18 protein-coding genes are annotated in these 24,078 nt (G+C 72.0%); 7 read left to right on the plus strand and 11 right to left on the minus strand.

Annotated features, from left to right (window positions below; genetic code table 11):
- Positions 1-56: 56 nt before the first annotated feature.
- From ABG085_RS15470 to ABG085_RS15480, 3 genes are all read left to right on the plus strand, one after another.
- Positions 57-1,169 (plus strand): alpha/beta fold hydrolase, encoded by a 1,113-nt coding sequence (locus ABG085_RS15470; protein WP_347976628.1) that lies wholly within the window; start codon positions 57-59, stop codon positions 1,167-1,169.
- A gap of 75 nt (positions 1,170-1,244) precedes the next feature.
- A complete protein-coding gene (locus ABG085_RS15475) occupies positions 1,245-2,216 on the plus strand; it encodes a cation diffusion facilitator family transporter (RefSeq protein ID WP_347976629.1) in 972 nt (323 codons plus the stop codon).
- A 92-nt stretch (positions 2,217-2,308) separates the two neighbouring features.
- Positions 2,309-3,235, plus strand: a complete 927-nt coding sequence (locus tag ABG085_RS15480; RefSeq protein ID WP_347979219.1) for an LLM class F420-dependent oxidoreductase — start codon at positions 2,309-2,311, stop codon at positions 3,233-3,235.
- A 13-nt stretch (positions 3,236-3,248) separates the two neighbouring features.
- On the opposite strand, the gene ABG085_RS15485 is transcribed toward ABG085_RS15480, so the two are convergent.
- Positions 3,249-3,959 (minus strand): DUF2306 domain-containing protein, encoded by a 711-nt coding sequence (locus tag ABG085_RS15485; RefSeq protein WP_347976630.1) that lies wholly within the window; start codon positions 3,957-3,959, stop codon positions 3,249-3,251.
- Between the two features lie 112 nt (positions 3,960-4,071).
- Positions 4,072-4,503, minus strand: a complete 432-nt coding sequence (locus ABG085_RS15490; RefSeq protein ID WP_347979220.1) for a nucleoside deaminase — start codon at positions 4,501-4,503, stop codon at positions 4,072-4,074.
- A 99-nt stretch (positions 4,504-4,602) separates the two neighbouring features.
- On the opposite strand from ABG085_RS15490, the gene upp reads away from it, so the two are divergent.
- A complete protein-coding gene (gene upp, locus ABG085_RS15495) occupies positions 4,603-5,235 on the plus strand; it encodes a uracil phosphoribosyltransferase (protein ID WP_347976631.1) in 633 nt (210 codons plus the stop codon).
- A 55-nt stretch (positions 5,236-5,290) separates the two neighbouring features.
- On the opposite strand, the gene ABG085_RS15500 is transcribed toward upp, so the two are convergent.
- From ABG085_RS15500 to ABG085_RS15515, 4 genes are all read right to left on the minus strand, one after another.
- Complete coding sequence (locus tag ABG085_RS15500) at positions 5,291-6,598, minus strand: type III PLP-dependent enzyme (RefSeq protein ID WP_347976632.1); 1,308 nt, start codon at positions 6,596-6,598, stop codon at positions 5,291-5,293.
- Positions 6,595-7,152 (minus strand): hypothetical protein, encoded by a 558-nt coding sequence (locus ABG085_RS15505; RefSeq protein WP_347976633.1) that lies wholly within the window; start codon positions 7,150-7,152, stop codon positions 6,595-6,597. The genes ABG085_RS15500 and ABG085_RS15505 overlap by 4 nt, the downstream gene beginning before the upstream one ends.
- Before the next feature lie 239 nt (positions 7,153-7,391).
- A complete protein-coding gene (locus ABG085_RS15510) occupies positions 7,392-7,712 on the minus strand; it encodes a DUF3467 domain-containing protein (RefSeq protein WP_347976634.1) in 321 nt (106 codons plus the stop codon).
- A 91-nt stretch (positions 7,713-7,803) separates the two neighbouring features.
- The gene (locus ABG085_RS15515; RefSeq protein WP_347976635.1) at positions 7,804-11,541 is read right to left on the minus strand and encodes an AAA domain-containing protein; all 3,738 of its coding nucleotides are present in this window, start codon (positions 11,539-11,541) and stop codon (positions 7,804-7,806) included.
- 155 nt (positions 11,542-11,696) lie between these two features.
- On the opposite strand from ABG085_RS15515, the gene ABG085_RS15520 reads away from it, so the two are divergent.
- On the plus strand, positions 11,697-13,775 hold the full coding sequence (locus ABG085_RS15520; protein ID WP_347976636.1) for an NAD(+) synthase: 2,079 nt from the start codon (positions 11,697-11,699) through the stop codon (positions 13,773-13,775).
- 195 nt (positions 13,776-13,970) lie between these two features.
- Here the strand turns inward: ABG085_RS15520 and ABG085_RS15525 are convergent, their stop codons facing one another.
- A complete protein-coding gene (locus ABG085_RS15525; RefSeq protein ID WP_347976637.1) occupies positions 13,971-14,549 on the minus strand; it encodes a hypothetical protein in 579 nt (192 codons plus the stop codon).
- A 212-nt stretch (positions 14,550-14,761) separates the two neighbouring features.
- Here ABG085_RS15525 and ABG085_RS15530 point away from each other — a divergent pair, with 212 nt between their 5' ends.
- Positions 14,762-16,264, plus strand: a complete 1,503-nt coding sequence (locus tag ABG085_RS15530) for a lipase maturation factor family protein (protein ID WP_347976638.1) — start codon at positions 14,762-14,764, stop codon at positions 16,262-16,264.
- 83 nt (positions 16,265-16,347) lie between these two features.
- On the opposite strand, the gene ABG085_RS15535 is transcribed toward ABG085_RS15530, so the two are convergent.
- On the minus strand, positions 16,348-17,880 hold the full coding sequence (locus tag ABG085_RS15535) for an MFS transporter (protein WP_347976639.1): 1,533 nt from the start codon (positions 17,878-17,880) through the stop codon (positions 16,348-16,350).
- Between the two features lie 202 nt (positions 17,881-18,082).
- On the opposite strand from ABG085_RS15535, the gene ABG085_RS15540 reads away from it, so the two are divergent.
- Positions 18,083-18,640 carry a nucleoside phosphorylase gene (locus ABG085_RS15540; RefSeq protein WP_347976640.1) on the plus strand — a complete coding sequence of 186 codons (558 nt, stop codon included), beginning with the start codon at positions 18,083-18,085 and terminating at the stop codon, positions 18,638-18,640.
- A gap of 113 nt (positions 18,641-18,753) precedes the next feature.
- Here the strand turns inward: ABG085_RS15540 and ABG085_RS15545 are convergent, their stop codons facing one another.
- The 3 genes from ABG085_RS15545 to ABG085_RS15555 all read right to left on the minus strand — a co-directional run bounded on the left by ABG085_RS15545 (position 18,754) and on the right by ABG085_RS15555 (position 23,997).
- Positions 18,754-19,602 carry a GDSL-type esterase/lipase family protein gene (locus ABG085_RS15545; protein ID WP_347976641.1) on the minus strand — a complete coding sequence of 283 codons (849 nt, stop codon included), beginning with the start codon at positions 19,600-19,602 and terminating at the stop codon, positions 18,754-18,756.
- Positions 19,603-19,786: 184 nt separating this feature from the next.
- Complete coding sequence (locus ABG085_RS15550; protein WP_347976642.1) at positions 19,787-22,792, minus strand: AAA family ATPase; 3,006 nt, start codon at positions 22,790-22,792, stop codon at positions 19,787-19,789.
- Positions 22,789-23,997 (minus strand): exonuclease SbcCD subunit D, encoded by a 1,209-nt coding sequence (locus tag ABG085_RS15555; RefSeq protein WP_347976643.1) that lies wholly within the window; start codon positions 23,995-23,997, stop codon positions 22,789-22,791. The genes ABG085_RS15550 and ABG085_RS15555 overlap by 4 nt, the downstream gene beginning before the upstream one ends.
- Positions 23,998-24,078: the final 81 nt, after the last annotated feature.

The following is a 24,078-nucleotide window of genomic DNA, read 5'->3' on the forward strand; positions in this document are numbered from 1 at the left end:
CTATTCTCGGAGTGCGGGGACGCAGGGGCTCCCGCAGGACGTGGGAGGCTTCCGACATGACCCTCTTCGACGGCATCGAAGCGCGCAGCGTGGAGACGCCGGGACTGACCGTCAATGTGCTCGAACGCGCGGGCGACGACCCCGCGACCCCGCCGGAGCGGACCGTGGTGCTGATCCACGGCAACGTCTCGTCGGCACTGTTCTGGCAGGAGCTGATGCTCGATCTGCCCACCGACCTGCGGGTCATCGCGATCGACCTGCGCGGATACGGCGGCACCGAGCACGCACCCATCGACGCCACGCGCGGGGTGCGCGACTTCAGCGACGACGTCGCCGCCACGCTGCAGGCGCTCGACATCCCGACCGCGCATCTCGTCGGCTGGTCGATGGGCGCCGGCGTCGTCCTGCAGTACGCACTCGAGCACCCTGCGCTGAGCCTGACCCTGGAATCCCCCGTCTCGCCGTACGGCGTCGGCGGCACCCGTCGCGATGGGACGCGCCTCACCGACGACGACGCGGGCTGCGGCGGCGGGACGGTGAACCCCGACTTCGTGCAGCGCCTGATCGACCACGACACGACGGCCGACTCGCCCACGTCGCCGCGGAGCGTCTTCCGGTCGGGGTATGTGGCTCAGGGGTACCAGAGCGAGCACGAGGACGTGTGGGTCGAGTCGATGCTGATGACGTCGACCGCCACCGGCAACTATCCGGGCGATGCGGTGGCCAGCGAGAACTGGCCCGGCTTCGCCGCAGGCCGCATCGGCGTGGTGAACACCATGGCCCCGGGGCATTTCGACGTGTCGGCGATCGTCGATCTGCCGGAGAAGCCGCCGATCCTCTGGATATACGGCACCCTCGATCCGATCATCTCGGACGCGTCGCTGTACGACTACAACAATCTCGGCAAGCTCGGCATCGTGCCGGACTGGCCCGGCGACGAGGTCGCTCCACCGCAGCCGATGGTGTCGCAGACGCGGGACGTCCTTGCACGCTATGCGGATGCCGGCGGCGAGGTGACCGAGCGGAGCCTCGAGGGCGTCGGCCACACCCCGCACCTCGAGCGGCCGGCCGAGTTCCGCCACGCGCTGCTGGAGGTCATCGGCTACGTGGGTCACCGCCACGATCCCGCGCCTCCGACCGAGGCGATCATCCTCCGCTCGTCCGACTGACATCGCGAGACGCCACGCACCGGGGCAGCGGAGGCGGCGCACGAGCAGCGCGGCGGCGTCCGTAGACTCGTCGGCATGAGTGCTTCCGGTGGCAGCAAGGCGATCCTTGCGGCGTTTCTGGCGAACATGGGCATCGCCTTGGCGAAGTTCATCGCCTGGTTCCTCTCGGGCTCGGCCTCGATGCTCGCGGAGGCGATCCACTCGGTCGCCGATTCGGGCAACCAGCTGCTGCTGATGCTCGGCGGGCGCAAGGCCAAGAAGACGGCCGACCGCGAGCACCCCTTCGGCTACGGCCGCGAGCGATACGTCTACGCGTTCGTCGTGTCGATCATCCTGTTCTCGGTCGGCGGCCTGTTCGCCATCTACGAGGGCGTCGAGAAGCTCACCCACCCGCACGCGCTGGATGAGAGATGGTGGTGGCTGCCGATCGTCGTGCTCGTCGTCGCCATCGGCCTCGAGTCGTTCTCACTGCGCACCGCCGTACGCGAGAGCAATCATGTGCGCGACCGCGGCCAGTCGTGGGTGTCATTCGTCCGCCACGCGAAGGCCCCTGAGCTTCCCGTCGTCCTCCTCGAAGACATCGGCGCGCTCATCGGCCTGGTGTTCGCGCTCTTCGGCGTCGGTCTCACCGTGATCACCGGCAATCCGCTCTTCGACGCGCTGGGCACGCTGATGATCGGCACGCTGCTGATCCTCATCGCCATCGTGCTCGGCATCGAGACGAAGAGCCTCCTCGTGGGCGAGGGCGCGACGGATGCCGATCACCAGCGCATCGTCGCCGCCATCACCAGCGGGCCCGAGGTCAAGAAGCTCATCCACATCAAGACGCTCTATCTCGGCCCCGACGAGCTCCTCGTCGCGGCGAAGCTCGGCCTCGCCGCCGACGCCACCCTCGAGCGCATCGCCGCCGACATCGACAAGGTCGAGGCGCGGGTGCGGCAGGCGGTGCCGTCGGCCCGGGTGATCTACCTCGAGCCCGACATCTACCGGCCGGACTCCGACCCCGCGCCGCCCACGTCGCAGTTCGTCATCAGTTCAAGCGACTGACGCTTCCCCCTCCCGAGGGGTCCCGTCCGTCGGGGGAAACACCTCCCGACCGCATCCCTTACACCGCCCGCGAGACAGCACAGGGACCGATCATCGAGTACTGCATCTTCACCGAGCCTCAGCTGGGGGCCACCTACGCCGACGAGCTCGCCTACGCCCAGACGGCGGAGCGGCTGGGCTTCACCGGGTACTTCCGCTCGGACCACTACCTGAGCGGGATGGGCGACGGCCTGCCGGGACCGTCGGACGCCTGGACGACGCTGGCGGGCCTCGCTCGCGAGACCTCGCGGATCCGGATCGGCACGCTCGTCTCGCCCGTCACCTTCCGGCACCCCGGCTCGCTCGCGATCCAGGTGGCTCAGGTCGACGCGATGTCGGGCGGGCGCGTCGAGCTCGGGCTGGGAGCCGGCTGGTTCGAGCGCGAGCACCAGGCCTACGGCATCCCGTTCCCCGCCAAGAGATTCGACCTGCTCCAGGAGCAGCTCGAGATCGTGACGGGCCTCTGGGGGACGCCCGTCGGCGGGGCGTACAGCTTCAGCGGCGCCAACTACCGCTTGACCGAGGCACCGGCCCTTCCGAAGCCGGTACAGCAGCCGGTGCCCGTCATCATCGGCGGCGGTGGCCCCCGGCGCACCCCCGACCTCGTCGCGCGCTTCGCCCGCGAGTACAACATCGGCTTTCCCGAAGACCACCAGATCGCGGAGCGCATCGACAACCTGCGCGCCGCCTGCGAGCGCATCGGCCGCGACCCGGCCACGGTGCGGCTCTCGGTCGCGATGTCGACCTTCGCCGGGCGCGACGACGCCGAGATCGCCGCGCGCGCCGAACGGATCGGAAAGACGATCGCCGAGGTGCGGGACGGCACGAACATCGTGGGCGACGCCGCGGAGATCGGCGAGCGCATCGCGCTGTACCGGTCGTTCGGCATCGAGCGCGTGTACTTCCAGCTGCTCGACCTGCAGGACGTCGCCCACGTCGAGTACCTCGGCGCCGAGGTGCTGCCGCACCTTCCCCGCTGATCCCGCCGCCGCCTCAGACGGGCAGGCGGTACGAGGGCAGCCCGCGGCGACGGATGAGCCATTCCGCGAACACGAGGTTCGGCAGCCAGGCGATGAACGGCACGGCGGCGTAGGCGTTGGCGAAGTCGGGAGTCTGCCCGAACAGGAGCGGTCCGAACACCAGGAGCGGCAGCCAGATCCGCAGCGTCACGGCGGAGTACGTCAGGGCGTAGTTGCGGATCATCCACGCCCGGTGAGTGGGCACATCGCCGCGCCGGATGGCGCGGTACGCCCGCCAGCCGGTGACGAGCCACAGCACGGCCAGCGTGCTGAAGCCGAAGAACCCGACGAAGCCGGCGCTGCTCGTCGGGGCGATCACGAGACCGCCGAGGCTGCCGACGGCCACGCCGACGAGATACACGCGACCGATCCAGCGGTGCAGGCGTGGCGCACGGGCCCGCAGACCACGCCAGAACTGCAGTGCCCCGAGCACGAGCGCCGTTGCGCCGCCGGCGATGTGCACGTAGAGCGCCGTCTGGATGAACGGCGGCTTGCCGACGTAGTCCTCGGCGAGCCCGGGGCTTTCCGCGAGCGTCTCGAGCGAGGCGGTGAAGTACGGGACGGCGGCATACGCGACGATCGCGATGGCCGTCAGCAGGACGAAGGTCCAGCCGATGCGGGAGCGGATGCCGCCCGGCCGCGCGAGCGCGGGTGCGGTGCGGACGGGTTCGATGAGGCGGGTCACGAGCGTCACGCTAGGCCCGCACGGGCGAGCCGCAGCAGGGTGCTGTCCCCCGCATCCGCCGCGGCTGTCCCCCCGGATCAGCCCGTGCTCTCCGTCGGGATGCGGGGGCGGGTCAGCGTCGGGCGTCGAAGAAGGCGCGCAGGAGAGCGGATGCCTCGGCCTCGCGCACGCCCGCGACGACCTCGGCCCGATAGGGCAGGCGCCGGTCGCGCACGACGTCGTACACCGATCCGGCCGCGCCGGCCTTCTCGTCCCAGGCGCCGAAGACGAGCCGCGAGACGCGCGACTGCAGCACGGCGCCCGCGCACATGACGCACGGCTCCAGCGTGACCACGAGCGTGCAGCCCTCGAGGTTCCAGGCACCGCGCTCCGCGGCCGCGGCCCGCAGCGCCACCACCTCGGCGTGCGCCGTCGGGTCGTGCTCGAGCTCGCGGAGGTTGCGGCCCTCGGCGATCACCGCGCCCGCGGCATCCGTCACCACCGCACCGACCGGAACGTCGCCTGCCTCGCCCGCCGCTGCGGCGAGCGCGAGCGCGCGGTCCATGGCGGCGAGATCGGCGGGAGCGGGCTGCACAGCACGAGCGTAGCCGCCCTCGCACCACCCGCCCCGGGTTCGGAGGCGACGACGCACTAACCTGTCTCTATGCGCCTGCACGTCGCCGACCACCCGCTCATCACCCACAAGCTCACGGTGCTGCGCGACCAGCGCACCTCATCGCCCGTGTTCCGTCAGCTCACCGAGGAGCTCGTCACGCTCCTCGCGTACGAGGCGACCCGCAATGTCCGCGTGGCGCCGATCGAGATCCAGACGCCGGTGACCACCACGACCGGCGTGAAGATCAGCGAGCCCCGCCCGCTGGTCGTGCCCATCCTGCGCGCCGGCCTCGGCATGCTCGAGGGCATGGTCAAGCTCATCCCGACCGCCGAGGTGGGCTTTCTCGGCATGGTGCGCGATCACGAGACGCTCGAGCCGTCGACCTACGCCGAGCGCCTGCCCGACGACCTGAGCGACCGGCAGTGCTTCGTGCTCGATCCCATGCTCGCGACCGGCGGCTCGCTCGGGGCCGCGATCGAGTTCCTCTTCCAGCGCGGCGCGCAGGACGTCACCGCGATCTGCATCCTCGGCGCCCCCGAGGGCGTCGCCGCGATCGAGAAGCAGGTGGAGGGCCGCGATGTGACCCTCGTGCTCGGTGCGATGGACGAGCGGCTCAACGAGCACGGCTACATCGTCCCCGGCCTCGGCGACGCCGGCGACCGGCTGTACGGCACCGTCTGAGCCGAGGCTCGGCCCTTGGGGCCGATGCGCGCGCCTGGCGACCCCTGTCTGCGAGTCAGACGATCGGCACCCGGCGGGCGTCCGATCCCACGACTGCATCGACAGTCGTCCGTACCGCAGCGGCACCCCGTCCCACCACGGCGACCGGAGTGAAGGGGCGTCCGTTGAACCGCGTCGCCGTGACGGTGGTGTAGGCGCCCATCGTCGGGCTCACGAGCAGGTCTCCGACGTGCAGCTCGGGCAGCAGCACCTCCCGCGCGATCACGTCCGACGAGTCGCAGGTCGGTCCGGCGAGCGTCGCCCAGCGGTGGTCGCCCGCGTGTGCGCCGGCGGAGAGCCGACCGGTCCAGGGATCGGTGCTGGTCAGGTCGCGCGCCGCGAACACGAGCGGGTGCACGTCTTCGGTGAGCACGTTCGAGTACGAGCCGTAGAGGCCGTCGTCCAGGTAGTACCACCGTCCGTCGCCACGCTCGGCAATGCCCACCACGCTCGTCACGAGGGTCATCGCATCGGCCACCATGACCCGGCCGGGCTCGGCGATGATGTCGAGCCGGCGAGCGTGCGGGGCGAGCACCGGCCGCAGCACGGCGGCGATGTCGTCGATGGCCGCTGATTCCGCGTCGTACGAGGCGGGAAACCCTCCGCCGATGTCGAGCGTGTCGAACTGCACGTTGCAGCGCCGTTCCAAGATCCCCATGAGCTCCAGCGTGTCGGCAGCGGCGGATGCGAACCGGGCCGGATCGTCGAGCTGGCTGCCCACGTGATAGCTGAACCCGGCCACCGTCACGCCGGCGGCGAGCGCGTTCTCGACGAGACGCGCGGCCTCGAAGGGGCCGACGCCGAACTTCGTCGACAGATCGCTCTTCGCGTGCGGGCTGCGGTACGCCAGCCGCACCAGCAGCCGCGTGTCAGCCGGCGCACCTCGGAACTTGTCGATCTCGACCGGGTTGTCGACCACGAACGTGCGCACTCCGGCGGCGAGGGCCTCGGCGATCTCGGCGGGCTTCTTGATCGGATGCGTGTGGATGATCCGCGACGCGTCGACGCCGCGGCGGGTCAGCATCCCGAGCTCCTCGCCGGTGGCGATGTCGAACCCGCACCCGGCGTCGTCGAGCACGTCGAGCACGGCGTCGTGCGCGAGCGCCTTGACCGCGTAGTGGAACCCGACGAACGGGAGAGCCTCGCGCAGCCGCCGATACTGGCGGCGGACCCGATCCGGCTCGAGCAGCAGGAGCGGTGTGCCGTGCCGGGCGACAGCGGCGCGGGCGGCCACCGACGACAGCAGAGCGGATGCCTCGGCCCGCCGTCGATCGCCGAAGGCGGGCGTCGTGCGCGGCTCGCGCCGCAGCGCGGAGAGGTTCATGTCAGCGCCTCCCTCGTCCGGCGGGTGCGGCGTCCGTCGCGCAGCCCGGTGCGTGCGGTGATCGTGAACGCCCCCGCGGCCACGGCATAGAACACGGCGTCGGCGGCGACCTTGCCGAGGAGCATCCCCCAGACCGGGTCGGGCACCAGCCAGAGGCCGAGCATGAGCGCTGCGGGACGAACCAGGAAGGTGTCGAGCAGCTCGGCTGCGCCGAACTCGGCGACCAGCAGCACGCCGGTGCGCCCCAGGGCGCGGCGGCGCGTCGCCGTGACCGGCAGCTGCTCGACGTAGATGGTGACTGCGAGGACGGCGTAGAAGCCGACGATCTCGCCGAGGAGCGCCGCGAGGGCGATCAGCGGGGCCGCGTCGGTCCACAGGGTGACGAGCAGGCCCGCGATCACCATCGTCGCCGTGCCGGTGATCTCGGCGGGCAGGTAGCGGGCGATCCAGAACAGCAGCCCGCGACGGGACTGCACGGCGCCGGCTGACGCAGCCGGATCGGCCGCCGTGGGGGCGATCCCCGCCTGCGCGGCCGGCCGGTCGATCGTGGTCATGGCGTCCCCCTCCGTCTGACAGAGGAGGGAGCATCGACGATGATACGGCGGGCGGGCGCGACGGCGCCCGACATGGAAACGGCGCGACACCCGCCCCTCGCCGAACGGATGTCGCGCCTGCACGCCTTCTGGCGCTTGGTAAGGCTACGTGGGGTCGGATTCAGACCCCAAAGGGGTTGACATGCTGAGCACGGCGGACTACTCGCGCCCGCGACAGCAGACGGCCGATGGATCGGCGGTCAGTCCCCCAGCGGTGGCTCCTGCGGGTTGCGGCGACCCGTCTCGCGCTCCCAGAACTCGAGCTGCTGGGTGAGCGCCTTGGCGAGCTCGAACACCTGGTCGGGCGGGATCCGGATGCGGCTCACCACGCGGGCCGGCACCACGGTGTGACGCTGGCCGGTCTCGGCGTCGACCTGCTCCCGCGGCGGCTGCGCGAGGGTGAGGAAGTCCATCACGAACACCGTCGGCGTGTGCCAGACGTTCGCGAAATCGGCATAGGCGCCGCCGATGAGCTCAGGTGGGAGGTCGATCTCGAACTGCTGCGCTGCGTCGTCGGCCATGCGGGCTCCTGTTCGGGCGGCGTCTCTCGCGGTGGCCTGCGGGAGAGGCTCGGGCTGTCGTGTGCGACGTGTGCGCGAGTCTACGCGGCGCTCAGCCGCGACCGACGAGCCGCGCGAACCCGCTGAGCCGCGCCACCCCCTCCGGGGTGTACGGCAGGTCGTCGAGGAGCCCCGGCGAGTACACCAGGAAGGCGGTGTGCATCGCGCGCGAGATCGCCACGTTCAGGCGGTTGCGCAGGAGCAGGAACTCGAGCCCGCGCGGCGCATCGCGCCCGCTCGAGGCTGCGAGCGAGACGATCGCGACAGCCGCCTCCTTGCCCTGGAACTTGTCGACCGTGCCGACCGGAACGTCGGGGAACCCTGCGGCGGCGAGGGCCGCCTCGACCGCCACCTGCTGCGCGTTGTACGGCGTGACGACGATGAGATCGGACTGCTCCAGCGGCCGCGGCGGCAGCGCGACCGAGGCGCCGTCGCTGTCGTCGGTGGCGGCATCCGTCCATTCGCGGCCGATCAGATCGGTCACCAGCCGCGCCACCTCGGCCGCTTCTTCGAGCGACTGGGTCGCGTTGCCGTGGTGACGCAGCGCGATCGGGACGAGCCCGGGGCGGATGCCGTCGAGCCGGCGCAGCGCCGTCGAGGGGTGGGCCGCCAGCTCGCCGCGGTACGAGAGCGTCGACACCGGCGCGGCGACCTCGGGCCGCATCCGCCGGGTCTCGGCGAGGAAGTAGCCGTACTCGGGCGGGATGACGTCGGCGCCGTCCATGACCCAGCCCAGCGCCGACGTGTCGACGGGGGCGGGGTGCGTGCCCTGGCTCACCTGCGGCAGCTGCTGCGGGTCGCCCAGCAGCAGCAGGCGCGGTGCGGCGAGCGACACCGCGATGGTCGAGGCGAGCGAGAACTGCCCGGCCTCGTCGACGACGAGCAGGTCGAGGCTGCCGCGCGGGACGCGGCCCTCGTGGCTGAAGTCCCACGCGGTGCCGCCGATGACGAATCCGGCTGCCTCGTGCTCGGCCGTGAACGCCGCGACGCCGTTCTTCGGGAGCACCGTGAAGGCGTGGGCGGCCGACGGGTCCTTCGGAGCCTTGCCCACCTGCGACGCGGGAACGCCCGCGTCGATCACGCGCTCGAGGAGGTGCTCGATCGTCGCGTGTCCCTGCGCCACCACGCCGACCTTGTAGCCGTGATCCCGCACGAGCCGCGCGATCACGTGGGAGCCGACGTAGGTCTTGCCCGTGCCCGGAGGGCCCTGCACGGCGAGGTAGCTGCGGTCGAGCGCGCGCACCGCACGCGCGATGGCCTCGACGGCGTCGTCCCCGGCGACGGGCAGTGTGCTGCCCTCCGGTGCCGGCGCTCCCGCAGGGCGGAGGACCGGGTGGAGCAGGCGCGGCGGGCGGCGGCACAGGATGTCGGTGGCCGGGTCGGCCGGAAGCTCCGGCGCGGCGTCGATGACGGCATCCGCCCACGCGTCGATGGCCGCCTGCTGGTTGCCCGCAGCGGGAGGCGCCTGCGGCGTGAGCGCCAGAGGCAGCCGGTCCCAGGTCTCACCGTTGACGGCGGTCTCTTCGATCACGGCGCCGTCGTCGAGCACCTCGAGCACGGTGACCGAACGGTAGGAGTGGATCCACCGGGGCGACGCATCGAATTCGTAGGGCGCCGGCAGCTCGTACAGCGCGAACGGGTTCGTCCCCTCGCTGATGCGGGTGCCCGGCGCGAGGTCGCCGCGCAGCTCGACCACACGACGCTCACCGCCTCGGCCGCTCTCGAGGAAGTGCCAGTCCTCGCGGACGCGGCTGCGCGCCGGATCGATCGTCACCACGTCGCGTGTCTCGTCCCACAGCGAGACCGGCTCGCGTAGACGCAGGAAGTGCGTCGCCCAGAACGACTTCGCCTCTCGCGGGTAGTAGTCGATGGCGGCCGCGCCGAGCCGCAGCGTCCGGGCGGGCACCGAGTCCTCCGGGTGCTGCAGCGCCAGGGCGTCGAGGACGGTCGCGCGGGCAGACGGCTCGTAGGCGCGCTCGTCGGGCTCGGGATTCGGCGAGGGTACGAGGGCCGCTTCGCGGGCACGGTCGACGAGCCAGTCGCGCAGGCGCCGCGTCGACACGCAGTCGTAGCGGTTGTAGTCGGCGAGGTCGTCGAGCACGAGCGCCGCCTCGGCCACGGCACCGTCGGCCTCGAGCGCCCGGGCCTCGACGTAGCGGACGATCGAGTCGTCGCCCTTCTGCACGTCGCTCGTGCGCACCTCGTCGCCCATGTAGAGCGGCTCGAGCTTCTTGATCGAGTACGAGCGCGATCCGACCCGCAGCGCGCGGCGCACGATCGGGTACAGGTCGACGAACACGCCGTCGCGCAGCAGCCGGTCGACGTCGGCCTCGCGCACCCCGTGCCGTGCCGCCATCGCGAGCAGATGCGAGGGCTCGTACGGCGCGTAGTGGTAGATGTGCATGCCCGGGAACTGCTGCCGTCGCAGGTTGACGATGTCGAGGAACGTCTCGAGCGCGCGCTTCTCGTCGGCGAAGGAGTGCGCCCACAGCGCGGTGTACTGCTCGCGCGTGTCGACCCACCCGAAGAGGTAGTCGATGCCCCACTGCGTCGGTTCGCCCGGCACCGGCGGCTCGGTGTGCAGCGGGTCGCCCTCGAAGTCGAAGAACAGATCGCCGTGATCGGGCCGGGGCAGCGCCCCCAGCGCCTGCGGCGCCACGACCTCGAACACCGGGATCGGCGGCGCCTCGATCGGCGGCACCTCGGCGAGGAGCACACCGAGGCTGCCGTCCGCGACGGCGGTGTGCGCACCGGCGCCCTCGACCCCCGTGGTGACGTCGGGCGCGATCGCCGCATCGACGGTCACCGCGTGCCGGGCGGCCGGCTTCGGAGCCACGAGCGGCGGCGTGCCCGCCGGGCTCTCGAGCTGCAGGCGGGCCTGTGTGCGCAGCGACGCGAAGACATCGGGGTTCATCCCCACCGGCCCCGCAGACGCCTGCGCGAGCTGCTCGATCGTGTCGATGCCGGCGGCTCGCAGCCGCTCACGCTGCACCGGTCGCATGCCCGCGACGAGGAGCAGATCACGGGATGCCACGACCTCCGCGTCGCACGTCGCACAGCGCCCGCAGGCGACGACGCCGAGCTCGCCGCGCGGGTCGCCCCACGCGATCGGCTCGCCAGCGGCGCCGGACTCGAGACGCCGGTCGGCGATCAGCGCGGCCAGCCGCTCGCGCCGGAGGCGGAAGACGGGAAGGAGGTCGTCGACCTCGTGCTCGCTGACGCTGCCGTCGCCGAGGAGCAGCTGCACACGATGGGAGCGAGGCACACCGAGGCGGTCGAGCTGGTCGACGTAGGCCGCGAGCTGCATGAGCGCGGTGACGCGCGCGTGGCGTGCGAGCTTCGTGTCCTGCACGATCCACGGCCGGTCCGCTCCCCCGGACCCCGCCACGGTCGCCGAGCCTGTCGAAGGGTCGCGGACGAGGAAGTCGGCGAAGCCCACGAACGAGTCGGTCGAGAACGCCGCCTGGTAGACGACCTCCGCGTCCGACGCGAGCGCCGCGTTCGTTCGCGCGACCGCATCCGCGAGGGCCGCGGCATCGGACGATCTCACCTCGGGGATCTGTGCCACCCGGTCGCCGTACCGCGCGACGTAGTCGGCGAGCACGTTGCGCTCATGCACGGTGCCGAGGCGTCCCGCGCGCTCGAGGGTGAGGTCCTCGGGCTCTTCGACCGCCGGGACACGCCCCAGCCGCGCGTCGATCGCACGGAGCCACGCGAACTCGCATTCGGCGGCCGCCTTGAGATCGCTCGCGCTCCAGACGATCCGGCCTTCGTCCTCGATGTATCGCATGCACGCCCCTTCCTTGACGACCCTAGCCGCGGCATCCGACACCCCTCGAACCGGTTTCGCATCGGCCGACGAGCGCGGATTCACGGCAGGGAGCAGCACCATGCGAGATCCGGAACCCCGGCGGTCCCCGCGCGCCACCTGCCAGACTGGAGCGCATGAGCCTGCCCTTCGAGAGCGCGTATCGGCACGGGTTCGCCCGTGTCGCCGCCTGCACGATCCCGGTCTCGATCGCCGATCCCGCGGCCAACGCCGCGGCGGTGCTCGCCGCAGCGCGGGAGTGCGATGCGGATGCCGTGGCCGTCGCGGTCTTCCCGGAGCTGTGCCTCACCGGCTACGCCATCGACGACCTGGTGATGCAGGACCCCGTGCTCGACGCGGTGATCGCCGCGGTCGAGCGGCTGGTCGAGGCATCCGCGGATCTTCTGCCGGTACTCGTCGTCGGTGCGCCGCTGCGCCACCGCAACCGCCTCTACAACTGCGCGCTCGTGATCCACCGCGGCGAGCTGCTGGGCGTCGCGCCGAAGTCGTACCTGCCCACGTACCGCGAGTTCTATGAGCGGCGCTGGTACGCGGCGGGCGACGACCAGGGCGACCAGGACATCCGGGTGGGCGCCCTGGAGGCGCCCTTCGGGCCCGACCTGCTGTTCGAAGCGCTCGACATCCCCGGCCTCGTCGTGCACGCCGAGGTGTGCGAAGACGTCTGGGTGCCCATCCCGCCGTCGTCGGGCGCCGCGCTGGCAGGCGCGACCGTGCTGCTCAACCTCAGCGGCAGCCCGATCACGATCGCCCGCGCCGAGGACCGCAAAGACCTCTGCAAGTCGCAGTCGCTGCGCTGCCTCGCCGCCTATGCGTACGCGGCGGCCGGCGGCGGCGAGTCCACGAACGACGTCTCGTGGGACGGCCAGACCATGATCTACGAGGGCGGCAACCTGCTCGTCGAGACCGAGCGCTTCCCCGACGGGCCGCGCCGCTCGGTCGCCGACGTCGACCTCGACCGCCTGCGCCAGGACCGCCTGCGCCAGGGCACCTTCGACGACAATCGACGGACGACGCACGCGGATGCCGCCTTCCGCACCGTGCACTTCCGGCTCGACCCGCCGGCGACCGACGTGGGCCTCCGCCGCAGCCTCGACCGCTTCCCGTTCGTGCCCGACGACCCGGAGCGCCTGGCGCTGGACTGCTACGAGGCCTTCAACATCCAGGTGTCGGGTCTCGTACAGCGCATGCGCGCCATCGGCGGGCCGAAGCCGGTGATCGGCGTGAGCGGCGGGCTCGACTCGACCCACGCTCTGCTCGTGGTGGCACGCGCCATGGACCTCATGGGCCGCCCGCGCAGCGACATCCTCGCCTACACCATGCCCGGGTTCGCGACCAGCGAGCACACCAAGTCCAACGCCATCGCACTGGCCGAGGCGGTCGGGGCGTCGATCGAGACGATCGACATCCGCCCGCTCGCCATCGAGATGCTCGAGCGCCTGGACCACCCGTTCGCCGACGGCGAGCCGGTGCACGACATCACCTTCGAGAACGTGCAGGCGGGCCTTCGCACCGACTACCTCTTCCGCCTGGCCAACCACCACGGCGGCATGGTGATCGGCACCTCGGACCTCTCGGAGCTGGCGCTCGGCTGGGCCACCTACGGCGTCGGCGATCACATGAGCCACTACGCCGTCAACACGGGCGTTCCCAAGACGCTGATCCAGCACGTCATCCGCTGGGTGATCTCGCACCGCGCAGACGAGGGCGGCTCCACCGAGCTCAGCGACCGCGCCCGCGAGGTGCTGCAGTCGGTGCTCGACACCGAGATCTCGCCCGAGCTCGTTCCCGCCGGCCAGGACGGCAGGATCCAGTCGACCGAGGACCGCATCGGCCCGTACGCCCTGCACGACTTCACCCTGTACCACGTGCTCCGGTTCGGCTTCCGCCCGTCGAAGATCGCGTACCTCGCCGCGCACGCCTGGGGCGATCCGGAGGTCGGCGCGTGGCCTCCCGGGTTCCCCGACGAGGACCGGTACGCCTACGACCTGCCCACCGTCGCGAAGTGGCTCCAGGTGTTCCTCCAGCGCTACTTCGCGTTCGCGCAGTTCAAGCGCTCGGCGATCCCGAACGGCCCGAAGGTGTCACCGGCGGGCTCGCTGTCGCCGCGGGGCGACTGGCGTGCGCCGTCCGACGGGAACGCGCGTGTGTGGCTCGCCGAGCTCGAGGCCGCCCTCCCCGAACTCGTCGAGGGCTGAGTCGGCGGATGCCTCGGCCCGAGGCATCCGTCACCACCTGGTCGGCCTGTCGCCGGAGCGGCGGCCCGCTTGCCGAGATCAGGTGATCTGGCGCAGACAGGAGCATCCCGCCGGAATCGGCCTGCGTACGCCGGATCACCTGTTCCGGGGAAGCCGACGGGGCGCCCCGAGCCCGGGACGACAGCGGGCGGAGGGTCAGGCGGGCGCGTGGGTGTAGGCGAGCGTGATGACCCAGCTGTCCCGCGACAGGTCGGCCAGCTGGTAGAACACCTTCCGGTCGGGGATCCACCCCTTGGTGAGCGGGGTGTCGAGGCGCACATGGTCGGCCGCGACGCGCGCTCCCCGCCCATCGGCGTCGCGCACCGCCTGCACCCGCGTCCAGTGGGCGATGAGCTTGCCGAGATCGCTCTCGTCGAACAGGTGCGAGTGGCGCCTCATCAGGTGCAGCTCGGCGTCGTCGGGGTGCACGTCGCGCAGGTCGAGCCCGAGCATCACGTCGGGATCGGTGACGGCGACGACGGTGGCTGCGCGGAAGTTGACGTTGCGGATCTTCAGCGGCAGCTCGGCGCCGCCCACCTCGGCGATGAGCTGGGTGTGGAAGCCGAACGTCCGGGGCGCCTCGCGCTCGACGCGGACGGCCTTCGGTTCGACGCCGAGCTTCGCGGAGACGATCTCCTTCGCGAGCAGGCGCTTGCGGTCGTGGTCGGGAAGCTTCGGATCCCAGCCCAGCCGCGCCGTGATCCCCGCCGGAGTGTCGAGAAGCACCGATTGCATGATCCACCTCATTCTCCGCGGCCCATCCGCCCCTCCATCCTGTCCCGCAGCCGCGCCGGCAGGAAGATCGCCACGCCTTCGGCTCCCTGCCGGGCGCGAGGGGCCGGGTCCGTCAAGCCCCTGTCGGCTCCGGCAGGCGGTGGAATCATGAGCCCCATGGCCAGGCGCACGACGGGGACCGGCAGCGGTCCGAAGCAGGTGAGGCCGAGACCGTGAACGGTTTCGCCGCCGTCGACTTCGAGTTCGCCCGCCAGGTGCTGCAGCGAGGCATCGCGGCGCTGTTCGTGGTCGCGTTCGTGTCGACGCTGAACCAGTTTCGCCCCCTCCTCGGCGAGCACGGGCTGCTTCCCGCGACCGAGCTCCTCGCCTGGGCGCGCTCCTCGAAGCGCGGGCGGCGGCTGCTGCGTCCCACGCTGTTCCGTCACGTGCGGTACACGGACCGGCGGCTCGTCGCGCTATGCACGGCCGGCATCGTGGTCGCGGCGGCGCTCGTCATCGGCATCCCTCAGCTCGGTCCGCCGTGGGTGCCGATGGTGTGCTTCCTCGCGCTGTGGCTCGGCTACATGTCGATCACGAGCATCGGCCAGACCTTCTACGGCTTCGGCTGGGAGATGCTGCTGCTCGAAGCGGGTTTCCTCGCCGCATTCCTCGGCTCGGACTCGCAGCCGCCGCCCACCGTCGTGATCGTGCTCTTCTGGTGGCTCGTGTTCCGCCTGGAGTTCGGCGCGGGCATGATCAAGATCCGCGGCGGCCGCGAGTGGCGCGACCTCACCGCCCTCATGTACCACCACGAGACGCAGCCGGTGCCCGGCCCGCTCAGCCGCCAGGCGCACCTGCTCCCGGCGTGGTTCCACCGCGTCGAGGTCGTGGGCAACCACTTCGCCCAGCTCGTCGTGCCGTGGTTCCTCTTCGCTCCGCTGCTCGGCCTGTGGGTGCCCGGCCCCGTGCCCGCGATCGTCGGCGCGGTCGCGGCGGCCATCGTGATCGCGACGCAGCTGTGGCTCATCGTCACCGGCAACTTCGCCTGGCTCAACTGGATCACGGTCGTGCTGGCGTTCTCGGCGATCGGCGTGCCCCTTCGACAGGCTCAGGGGCCGCAGGATCCTTCACCGGTCCCTGAGCCTGTCGAAGGGCCATGGATCATCGACGGGATGCCGCTGTACTGGCTCGTCGTGAGCGGCGCCGTGGGCGTGCTCTACCTGGTGCTGAGCTGGCAGCCGCTCCACAACCTCTTCGCGCGCCGCCAGCTCATGAACGCGTCGTTCAACCGCTGGCAGCTCGCGAACGCGTACGGCGCCTTCGGCACGGTGACCAAGCAGCGGATCGAGATCGTCGTCGAGGGCACGATGGACGAGGATCCGGCAGGCGCGACCTGGCACGAGTACGGATTCAAGGGAAAGCCGGGCGACCTGCGCCGGATCCCCGGGCAGTACGCCCCGTACCACTTGCGGCTCGACTGGCTCATGTGGTTCCTGCCGCTCGGCCACTCGCTCGACGACTGGTTCACGGCGTTCCTGGTGAGGCTGCTGGAAGCGGATGCCCCGACCCTGCGCCTGCTCGCCCACGATCCGTTCGACGGGCAGCGCCCGCGATGGGTGCGGGCGGTGTCATACCGCTACCGGTTCACCACGCGTGCGGAGTTCCGCGAGACGCGCACGCGGTGGGCGCGCGACCGGCGACGTCCGGTCATGGGGCCGGTGTCCCTCCGCCGCTGAGCGCGCACCGGGCTCGGCGCTCGGGGGTCACGACACGCGGCATCGCCCGCCACGTCACCGCGCGTCGTGACACCTGCGACGTTCTAGGGCACCGGGGAGTCGGTGGCCGACGAGCGCGAGCCGTTCTTGCGGCGGGCCGTCAGGTCGACGATCGACACGATGAACGCCAGGGCGAGGAAGAGCGCGACCGACAGCATCCCGAACGCGTACGCGTCGTGGTAGACCACCAGCTCGTCGTGCGTACCGGACTCGCGATAGATGGCCGAGTAGAACAGCGACAGTGCGACCGCGGTGCCGACGGCCGCGCCGATGCGCTGGCCGAGCTGGCCGACGGAGCCCGCGACGCCGCCCCGCTTGACCGGGATCTCGGCGAGCGTGAGCGTCTGGTTCGGGGCGATCACGAGGCCGCCGCCGGCGCCGCCGACGGTCATGATCGCGGCCATGAGGTACGGGGTCCACGCAGGCGGGGCATACAGTGCCGCGAGCATGAGGCCGCCGACGCAGGCGAGCATGCCGACCAGACCCCACACCACCACGACGCGGCCGTGGCTGCTCACCAGGTTTCCGCCGACCCACGACGTGACGGCGCTCGCGAGCGCGAAGCCGATGGAGACCATTCCCGCGTACACGGGTTCGAGACCCAGTCCGATCTGGAGGAACAGGGTCGTCACGAGGAACATCGCCGGCGCCGCGGTGAAGTACGCCGTCTGCAGGAGCGTGCCGTTGCGATACGACGCGATGCGGAACAGCTTGAGCGGGATGAGCGGGCTGCGGCCTCGCCCCGCATAGTGACGCTCCCAGGCGACGAACGCGGAGACGAACAGGGCGAACGCGACGAGCAGCCACCACCGTGCGGGGTTGTCGGTCGGCGCGCCGGTCGTGAAGAGGAACGGCCACATCAGCGAGACGACGCTGGCGCCGAACAGCAGCACCCCGACCGGGTCGAGCTGCACACGGCGCTGCGACCGCGTGCGGGTGTCGGGCAGCAGCCACAGTGCGAGGCCGATGGCGGCGAGACAGAGGGGCACGTTCATCCAGAAGATGAGCCGCCAGCCGTCGGTCGGACCGCCGAGGGCGATGAGGAGCCCGCCGAGGGTCGGGCCGAAGGCGGTCGCGACGCCGATCGTCGCGCCGAACAGACCGAATGCGCGCGCGCGTTCCCGGCCCTGGAACAGCTCCTGCGCCATGCCGAGCACCTGCGGCATCTGGATGCCGGCGGCGACGCCCTGCAGCAGCCTGCCGACGAGCAGCACGGTCGCCGTGGGCGCGAGGGCGCAGATCACGCTGGTGATCGTGTACAGCGACAGTCCCACGATGAACAGGGTGCGGCGCGAGCGCTGGTCGCCGAGGCGTCCCATGGGCACGAGCACGAGTCCGAAGGTGAGCACGAACCCCGACACGATCAGCTGCAGCTGCGTCGAGCTCGCCCCGAGCACCTCGCCGATCGACGGCAGGGCGACGTTCACCTTGGTCATGTCGAGGATGGTGATCGCCGCCACCGAGACGCAGACCCAGAACGCCCGCCAGCGCGCAGCCGGTGAGATGGGGATGACGGCGGTGGTGGCCGGCACGGCGCGGGCCGTGCTCGTGGTCTTCGGTGAACGCGACTCAGGCATCTCGTTCAGGCTAGCCGTCATCCCCCCGGGCGGCGCGGGGCGGGGTTGCGGCATCCGTGTCCCGGTACGTACGTCGGGCTCGGCATCCGTGTCCCGGTACGTACGTCGGGCTCGGCATCCGTGTCCCGATTTCTCTCGCCGGCGGCACCCCCAGCACTGGTTTCTGGGACGTGCTCCCAAGAAAGCGGGACATGATGGGACGGTGAGACTCCTCGTCGCCGCCCTCGCCTCCGAACTCGTGGCCTTTCCTGATGACCTCGCCGGCTTCGACCGACTCGTCACCGGCCCCGGCAAGCTGCAGGCCACCTACGCACTCACGCGGGCGCTCGACGCCACCGCGTACGACGAGATCGTGGTGGTCGGCACCGCCGGCGCGATCGACGCGCGGCTCGACGCCGACGTGTACGAGATCGCTGCCGCGCTGCAGCACGACGTCACCGACATCGACGGCATCGTCGGCCAGCATGTGTCGCTGCCGCCCCGCGTCGAGCTCGACGCGGAGGGCGTCACGATCGCGACCGGCGATCATTTCGTCGACGATGCCGAGGCCGTCGAGGTGATCCGGCCCCTCGGCGCGGGCCTGGTCGACATGGAGACGTACGCCTACATCTGGGTCGCCCAGCGGTTCGGAGTGCCGATCCGCGTGCTGAAGGCGGTGTCTGATCGCGCGCAGGACGGCGCGATCACCGACTGGCACGCTGCGGTGACGGCGTGCAGCCACCAGCTGCGCGACCGCGTCCGCGCGGACTACGGCGTCTGATCCCGCGCAGCCGGCGCCGGGTCAGACGCGCCCGGGCTGTGTCCACGACCTCTCCGCTCGCAGCTGAGGCGTCGGGCAGAGCCCAGGGCCCGCATGGGCACGGCCGCGGCGGCTCACGACACCCATTGCGTCTTCTGCCACGTGAGGGCGGCGAGCGTGGCCTGGCCCGACAGCGACGGGTGGAAGTAGTCGCGCGTCGACAGGTCGGACTTCACGAACGCGTAGTTCGCGACGGCGAACCCGTCGAACCGGCACTTGGCCGTCGCGGCGCACACCTCCGACAGCGCCTGGTTGTACTCGTTCACGCGCTGCTGCACCGCCGTCCGGCGCTGGACGTCGGCGGTCCTGGTGCTGCTCGGGTTGGCGAGCATCGACTGGCAGGTCTGCAGGATGCCCCACGCGAACCGCGCCGAGATGCTCGACTTGTTGAGGTCGTAGAGCCGCTGCAGGCTCGGGATGCTCGCGACGAAGATCTCCGGCGACGCCCCGCCGGCCGCCAGCGTGGTCAGCGCCGTCTGCACGTTCGCCTTGAACGTCGCCGTGGGTGTCATCGCCGCGACCGTCCGGGTGCAGGCGTCGTTGGCGCCGATCTCGATCGTGACGTACTGCGCCGCCTGAGCGACGGCGGCCTGCGCCTGCCCGGGCAGCGCGGCCGAGGCGGCACCCGACACCGCGTTGTTGGACGTGACGAGCGCCGTCGCGCCGGCGGCCCGCAGGCGGAGGAAGTGCGAGTTGACGGACGCCGTCGAGCCGGTGGACCAGCTGTTCGCCGGACACGAGGTCAGGCTCGAGCACGTCATCGCGGCCTGGGTGATCGAGTCGCCGAGCGCGGCCATGCGCACGAGCTGGGAGGGCGGCGGAGCGGCGTGGGCGGCGGATGCCGTGCCCAGTGAGCCGGCGAGAAGGAGAGCGGATGCCGCGATCGCGGCGAGGGCGCGGCGCGCCCGGGTGGTGGAACGCATGTCGACTCCGTACATCGTGGTGACGGGTGGGCGCGGCGAAGGGCCGCGGCCGGTCGGAGCCGGCGGTCGGGCAGGACCGCGGAATCCCCCAGGAGTGCGATCTGCCGCGAACGATACACCAGCGCATCGCGCGGGCGACAGTGGGAGTTTTCCCGCCGGCTCGCGGCGTCGGCGCAGAGCTCGGTCAGACGCGGGCGACGTCGTCCTGGGTGATGACGCTCGGGCCCTGGGGCGTGGCTTCGACGGCGAGCTGTGCGGGCAGCTGCTCCTTCATCGCGGCGACGTGGCTGATGACGCCGACCATGCGTCCTCCCTGGCGGAGCTCATCGAGCGTGCGCATGGCCAGGTCGAGGGTCTCCTCGTCGAGCGAGCCGAATCCTTCGTCGACGAACAGCGTGTCGAGACGGATGCCGCCGGCCCGCGCTGTGACCACCTCGGCGAGTCCGAGCGCCAGTGCGAGCGAGGCCAGGAAGGTCTCACCGCCCGACAGCGACTGCGCGGGGCGTGCCTGACCGGTGAAGGCGTCCATGATCTCGAGGCCGAGTCCCGAGGCCGCTCCGCGTGCCGCGCGGGCATCGGTGTGCTGCAGCCGGTATCGCCCCGACGACATGTCACCGAGGCGCAGGTTGGCCGCCGCGACGATCTCTTCGAGCTCGGCGGCGAGCACGAACGTCTCGAGGTCCATCTTCATCGTGTTGGGTGCTCGGCCTGCGACGGTGTCTGCGAGCCGGGCGATCGCCGCGGCGTCGGCGGCCCGTGACGCCACGCCGGCGTAGGCCTCGTCGATCTGCTGGCCCAGATCGCGCAGGCGCTCGACGACGGTGTGCGCGTCGCGTTCGGCGCGCAGCGCCGCCGTGCGCGCCGCGTCGGCGGCGTCGAGCGCATCCCGCGACGCGACGGTGTCGACCGGTTCGTCGGGCGCACCCGCCAGTTCGAGTTCGAGCTCGAGCACCCGCGCCCGTGTCGCCGCGAGCCGGGTGTCGTGCGCCGAGATCTTCTCGGCCAGCGCCTCGGTCTCGGCGGGTCCCATGAGGGCGGCCATCGCCGCTGCGGCGTCATCGAAGACGGATGCCGCGATCCGCTCGTCCGCGTCGGTCCGCGCCTGTGCGGCCCGCGTCGCAGCCCGTTCGACGTCGGCCCGCGCGTGGGCGGCGGCTCGCGCCGCGTCCCGAACGGCGGTCGCCTGCGCGACCCGCTCAGCCACGCTCGCGTGATCGCCTCGGGCGGCCTCCACCGCCCGGCGCGCGGCGTCGACGGTCGAGGTCAGCGCGGCGATCCGGGTGCGCGCCGCGGCGAGGCGGTCCACGAGGTCCGCACGGGACGTCTCTGCTTCGGCGTCGAGCGCCGCGAGCTCGGCACGACGGGCGGCGAGCGCGTCGCGCCGTCCCACCGCGTGCTCGGCGGCGGCGAGCTCTTCGGCCGCGGTGGCCAGCTGCGCGCGCAGCGCCTCGGCCGGCTGGCCGCCGGCGCGCGCCGCCGCCGCGGCGTGACGCTCCCGCGCCGCCTTCGCCGCGTCGGCGGCGATGCGTTCGCGTGCCGCGGTCGTGTCGCGCTCCGCCTCCGCTGCGGTGAGCATGTCGTCGGTCACCGGATCGTCGGCCGGCTCTGCGGGTGCGGGATGCGCGGTCGCGCCGCACACGGCGCAGGGCTCACCGTCGACAAGCGTCGTCGCGAGCTCGCCCGCATACCCGTCCAGACGGCGCTGCAGCAACCGGGCGACGGCTGCCGCCGCCGCAGCGGCGGCTGCGGAGGCATCGCGGTGGGCGATCTCGGCTTCGCGCTGCGCGGCCGCCAGCTGCTCCGCCTCGACGGCGGCGGCGAGCCGGCCCGACGTCTCTTCGTGCCGCACACGCGCCGGGTCACGATGGGCGGCAGCCTCGCGCTCCGCCTCGAGCTCCGCGTCGAGGCGCGCGAGCTCCGCCGGCACCTCGGCACGCTGTGCGTCGAGCGCGACGATGTCGGTCTCGAGCCGGGCGGCTTCGGCGGAGGCATCCCTGACCCGCTCCTCGCCTTCCACCAGCGCCGTCTCGTGCGCGAGCGCGGCAGTCCACACAGCGAGTTCCCCGGTGAGGCGCTCGACCACTTCGGACAGGTCGGCGGCGTGCTCGTCGTCGGTGCCGGCCGCCAGGCGCTCCCACGCGTCATCCGCCGCAGCGGCCGCAGCGGCGCTCGACACCGCCGCCTGGTCCGCGCTGAGCGCCGCGTCCAGAGGACCCCTCAGCACCTCGGCCGACCGGGCATGCCGCAGTCGCCGCCGGTCGTCCGCGATCTCGGCGGCGGCCGCCTCGAGCGTCGTGAGGCGCTCGCGCGCTCGACCGAGCTCGGCCTGCGCCTTCGCCAGTGACACCCGGTCGGCGTGCGCCGCTTCGGCCGCCGCCCGCGCGTCGTCTGCGGCTGCCCGCTCACGCGCGAGCGTATCGAGGCGGTAGGCGGCGCGCTGCGCGCCGAGGTCGACCGCGGCACGGCGGGCCGGCAGATCCCGTGCCGGCACCTCATCGTCTCCGTCGAGCGCCGGCTCGTGCGTCGCGATGAGGCGCTCCGCCTGGTCGAGCAGTGTCCGAGCCCGCTCGCCCAGCGCGTCGAGCTCGTGCTGCGCGGCCTTGCTGCGCTCGCCCAGCTCCCGCGCGTACTCCTCGTAGCGCCGCGTTCCGAACAGCGCACGGAGCAGCGACTGGCGCTCGGTGCCCGAGGCGAGCAGGAAGCGCGAGAACCGGTTCTGGGCCAGCAGGATGACCTGCTGGAACTGCTGGGCGTTGAGGCCGAGCACGTCGTCCAGCAGCAGGCCGACGTCGCGCGGCTTGCCCGCCCGCCCGACCCAGGCGCCGTCGACGAGCTCCTCGAGCTCGGCCCGGGTGGGCTCGGTGGTGAGTCCCCCGCCCCGGAGGGACGGCCGCAGGTACTCCGGGGCACGGGTGACCCGCCAGCGGCGATCGCCGACCGTGAACTCCAGACGCACCTCGGTCGGGTCCCCGGGCTCGCAATGGTCGCTGCGCAGCCGCTTGTCGCCCGACTCGTAGCGGGGCACGCTGCCGTACAGCGCGAAGCAGACGCCGTCGAGGATGCTCGACTTGCCGGCGCCGGTGCGTCCCGAGATGAGGAAGATGCCGTCGCCCTCGAACGCCTCGAAGTCGACGCTCTGGCGCTCGCGGAAGGGCCCGAACCCGGTGAGCTCGAGGCGGTGCAGCCTCACGCCTTCGCCTCCACCCGGGTGCGCTCGTCCAGCAGCTCGCCGACGATCTCGGCCTCACGCGCCGATGCCCCCTCGCCCTCGCGGACGTGCGTCAGGAACGCGTCGATGAGCTCGGCCTCGTTGCGAGCGGTGCGCACGCGCTGCGCATAGGTGCGGGCGTCGTCCGTGCGCGGTGCCGCCGGCGCGTGGCGGACTTCGGCGCAGTGGGGGAAGCGCGCGAGCAGCCGGCGCATCGGATCCCGCTGCGGCAGCGGGTCGGTGTATTCGGCGCGCACCCAGTCGCCGACGTGACCGGCGAAGCGCTCGTCGGCGAGCAGCTCGTCGAGCGTCGCCGTGAGCGTCACGAGCCTCCGGGGCACCGGCAACGGCAGCCACCCCGCGATACCATCGGTGTCGCCCTCCGGCGCGCCAGCGACGGCGCCCCCATGCCCCTGGCCCTCCGAGACGAGCCCGTCCGCGCCGAGTTCGACGAGCCACGACCCGCGGGGCTTGTGCCCCTCGTCGAAGCTGTAGTGCAGGGGCGCTCCGGCGTACCGCACGCGGGGCGACAGGCGCTGGCGGCCATGGATGTGACCGAGCGCCACGTAGTCGACGCCGTCGAAGGTCGACAGCGCCACGACGTCGAGCCCGCCCTGCTGGATGTCGCGCTCGAGGTGAGGTGTCGGCTCGACCCCCGCCGCGAAGCAGTGCGCGACCGCGATGGACCGGCCGCCGCGGGCCGCGGCATCCGTGCGGATCAGCTCCATCGCGCGGGCCAGCACATCTGCCTGCGTGCGCACGCCGGGCCAGGCGCTCCGCAGCAGCACCGGCTCGAGATACGGGATGCCGTACACGTGGACCGGCCCGTGCTCGTCGTGGACCGTGATCGGCGTGCCGATGGTCGCAGGATCCGTGACCACGTGCACGCCGTCCCGCAGGAGCGCCGCCTGGAAGCCGAGTCGTGCCGCCGAGTCGTGGTTGCCGCTGGTGACGACGACCGTAGCGTCGGCGTCGGCGAGACCGCGCAGCGTCTCGGAGAGGAGCGTGTAGGCGCCGGCGGCGGGCGTCGCCGAGTCGAACACGTCGCCCGCGACGATGACGAGGTCGACGCGATGCTCGCGCACCTGTGCGACGAGGGCCTCGAGCACACCGCGCAGCGCATCGAGCGTGGCATGGCCGTGGAACGACCGCCCGATGTGCCAGTCCGAGGTGTGCAGGATCCGCATGCTTCACACGGTACGTTCCGCCCCGGACATCACCGCCGAGGCAGGCCGCAGACAGCCCACCCCGCGTCTCCCCCGGCGAGG

The organism is Microbacterium sp. ProA8 (assembly GCF_039905635.1).
GTDB classification, from domain to species: Bacteria; Actinomycetota; Actinomycetes; order Actinomycetales; family Microbacteriaceae; genus Microbacterium; species Microbacterium chionoecetis.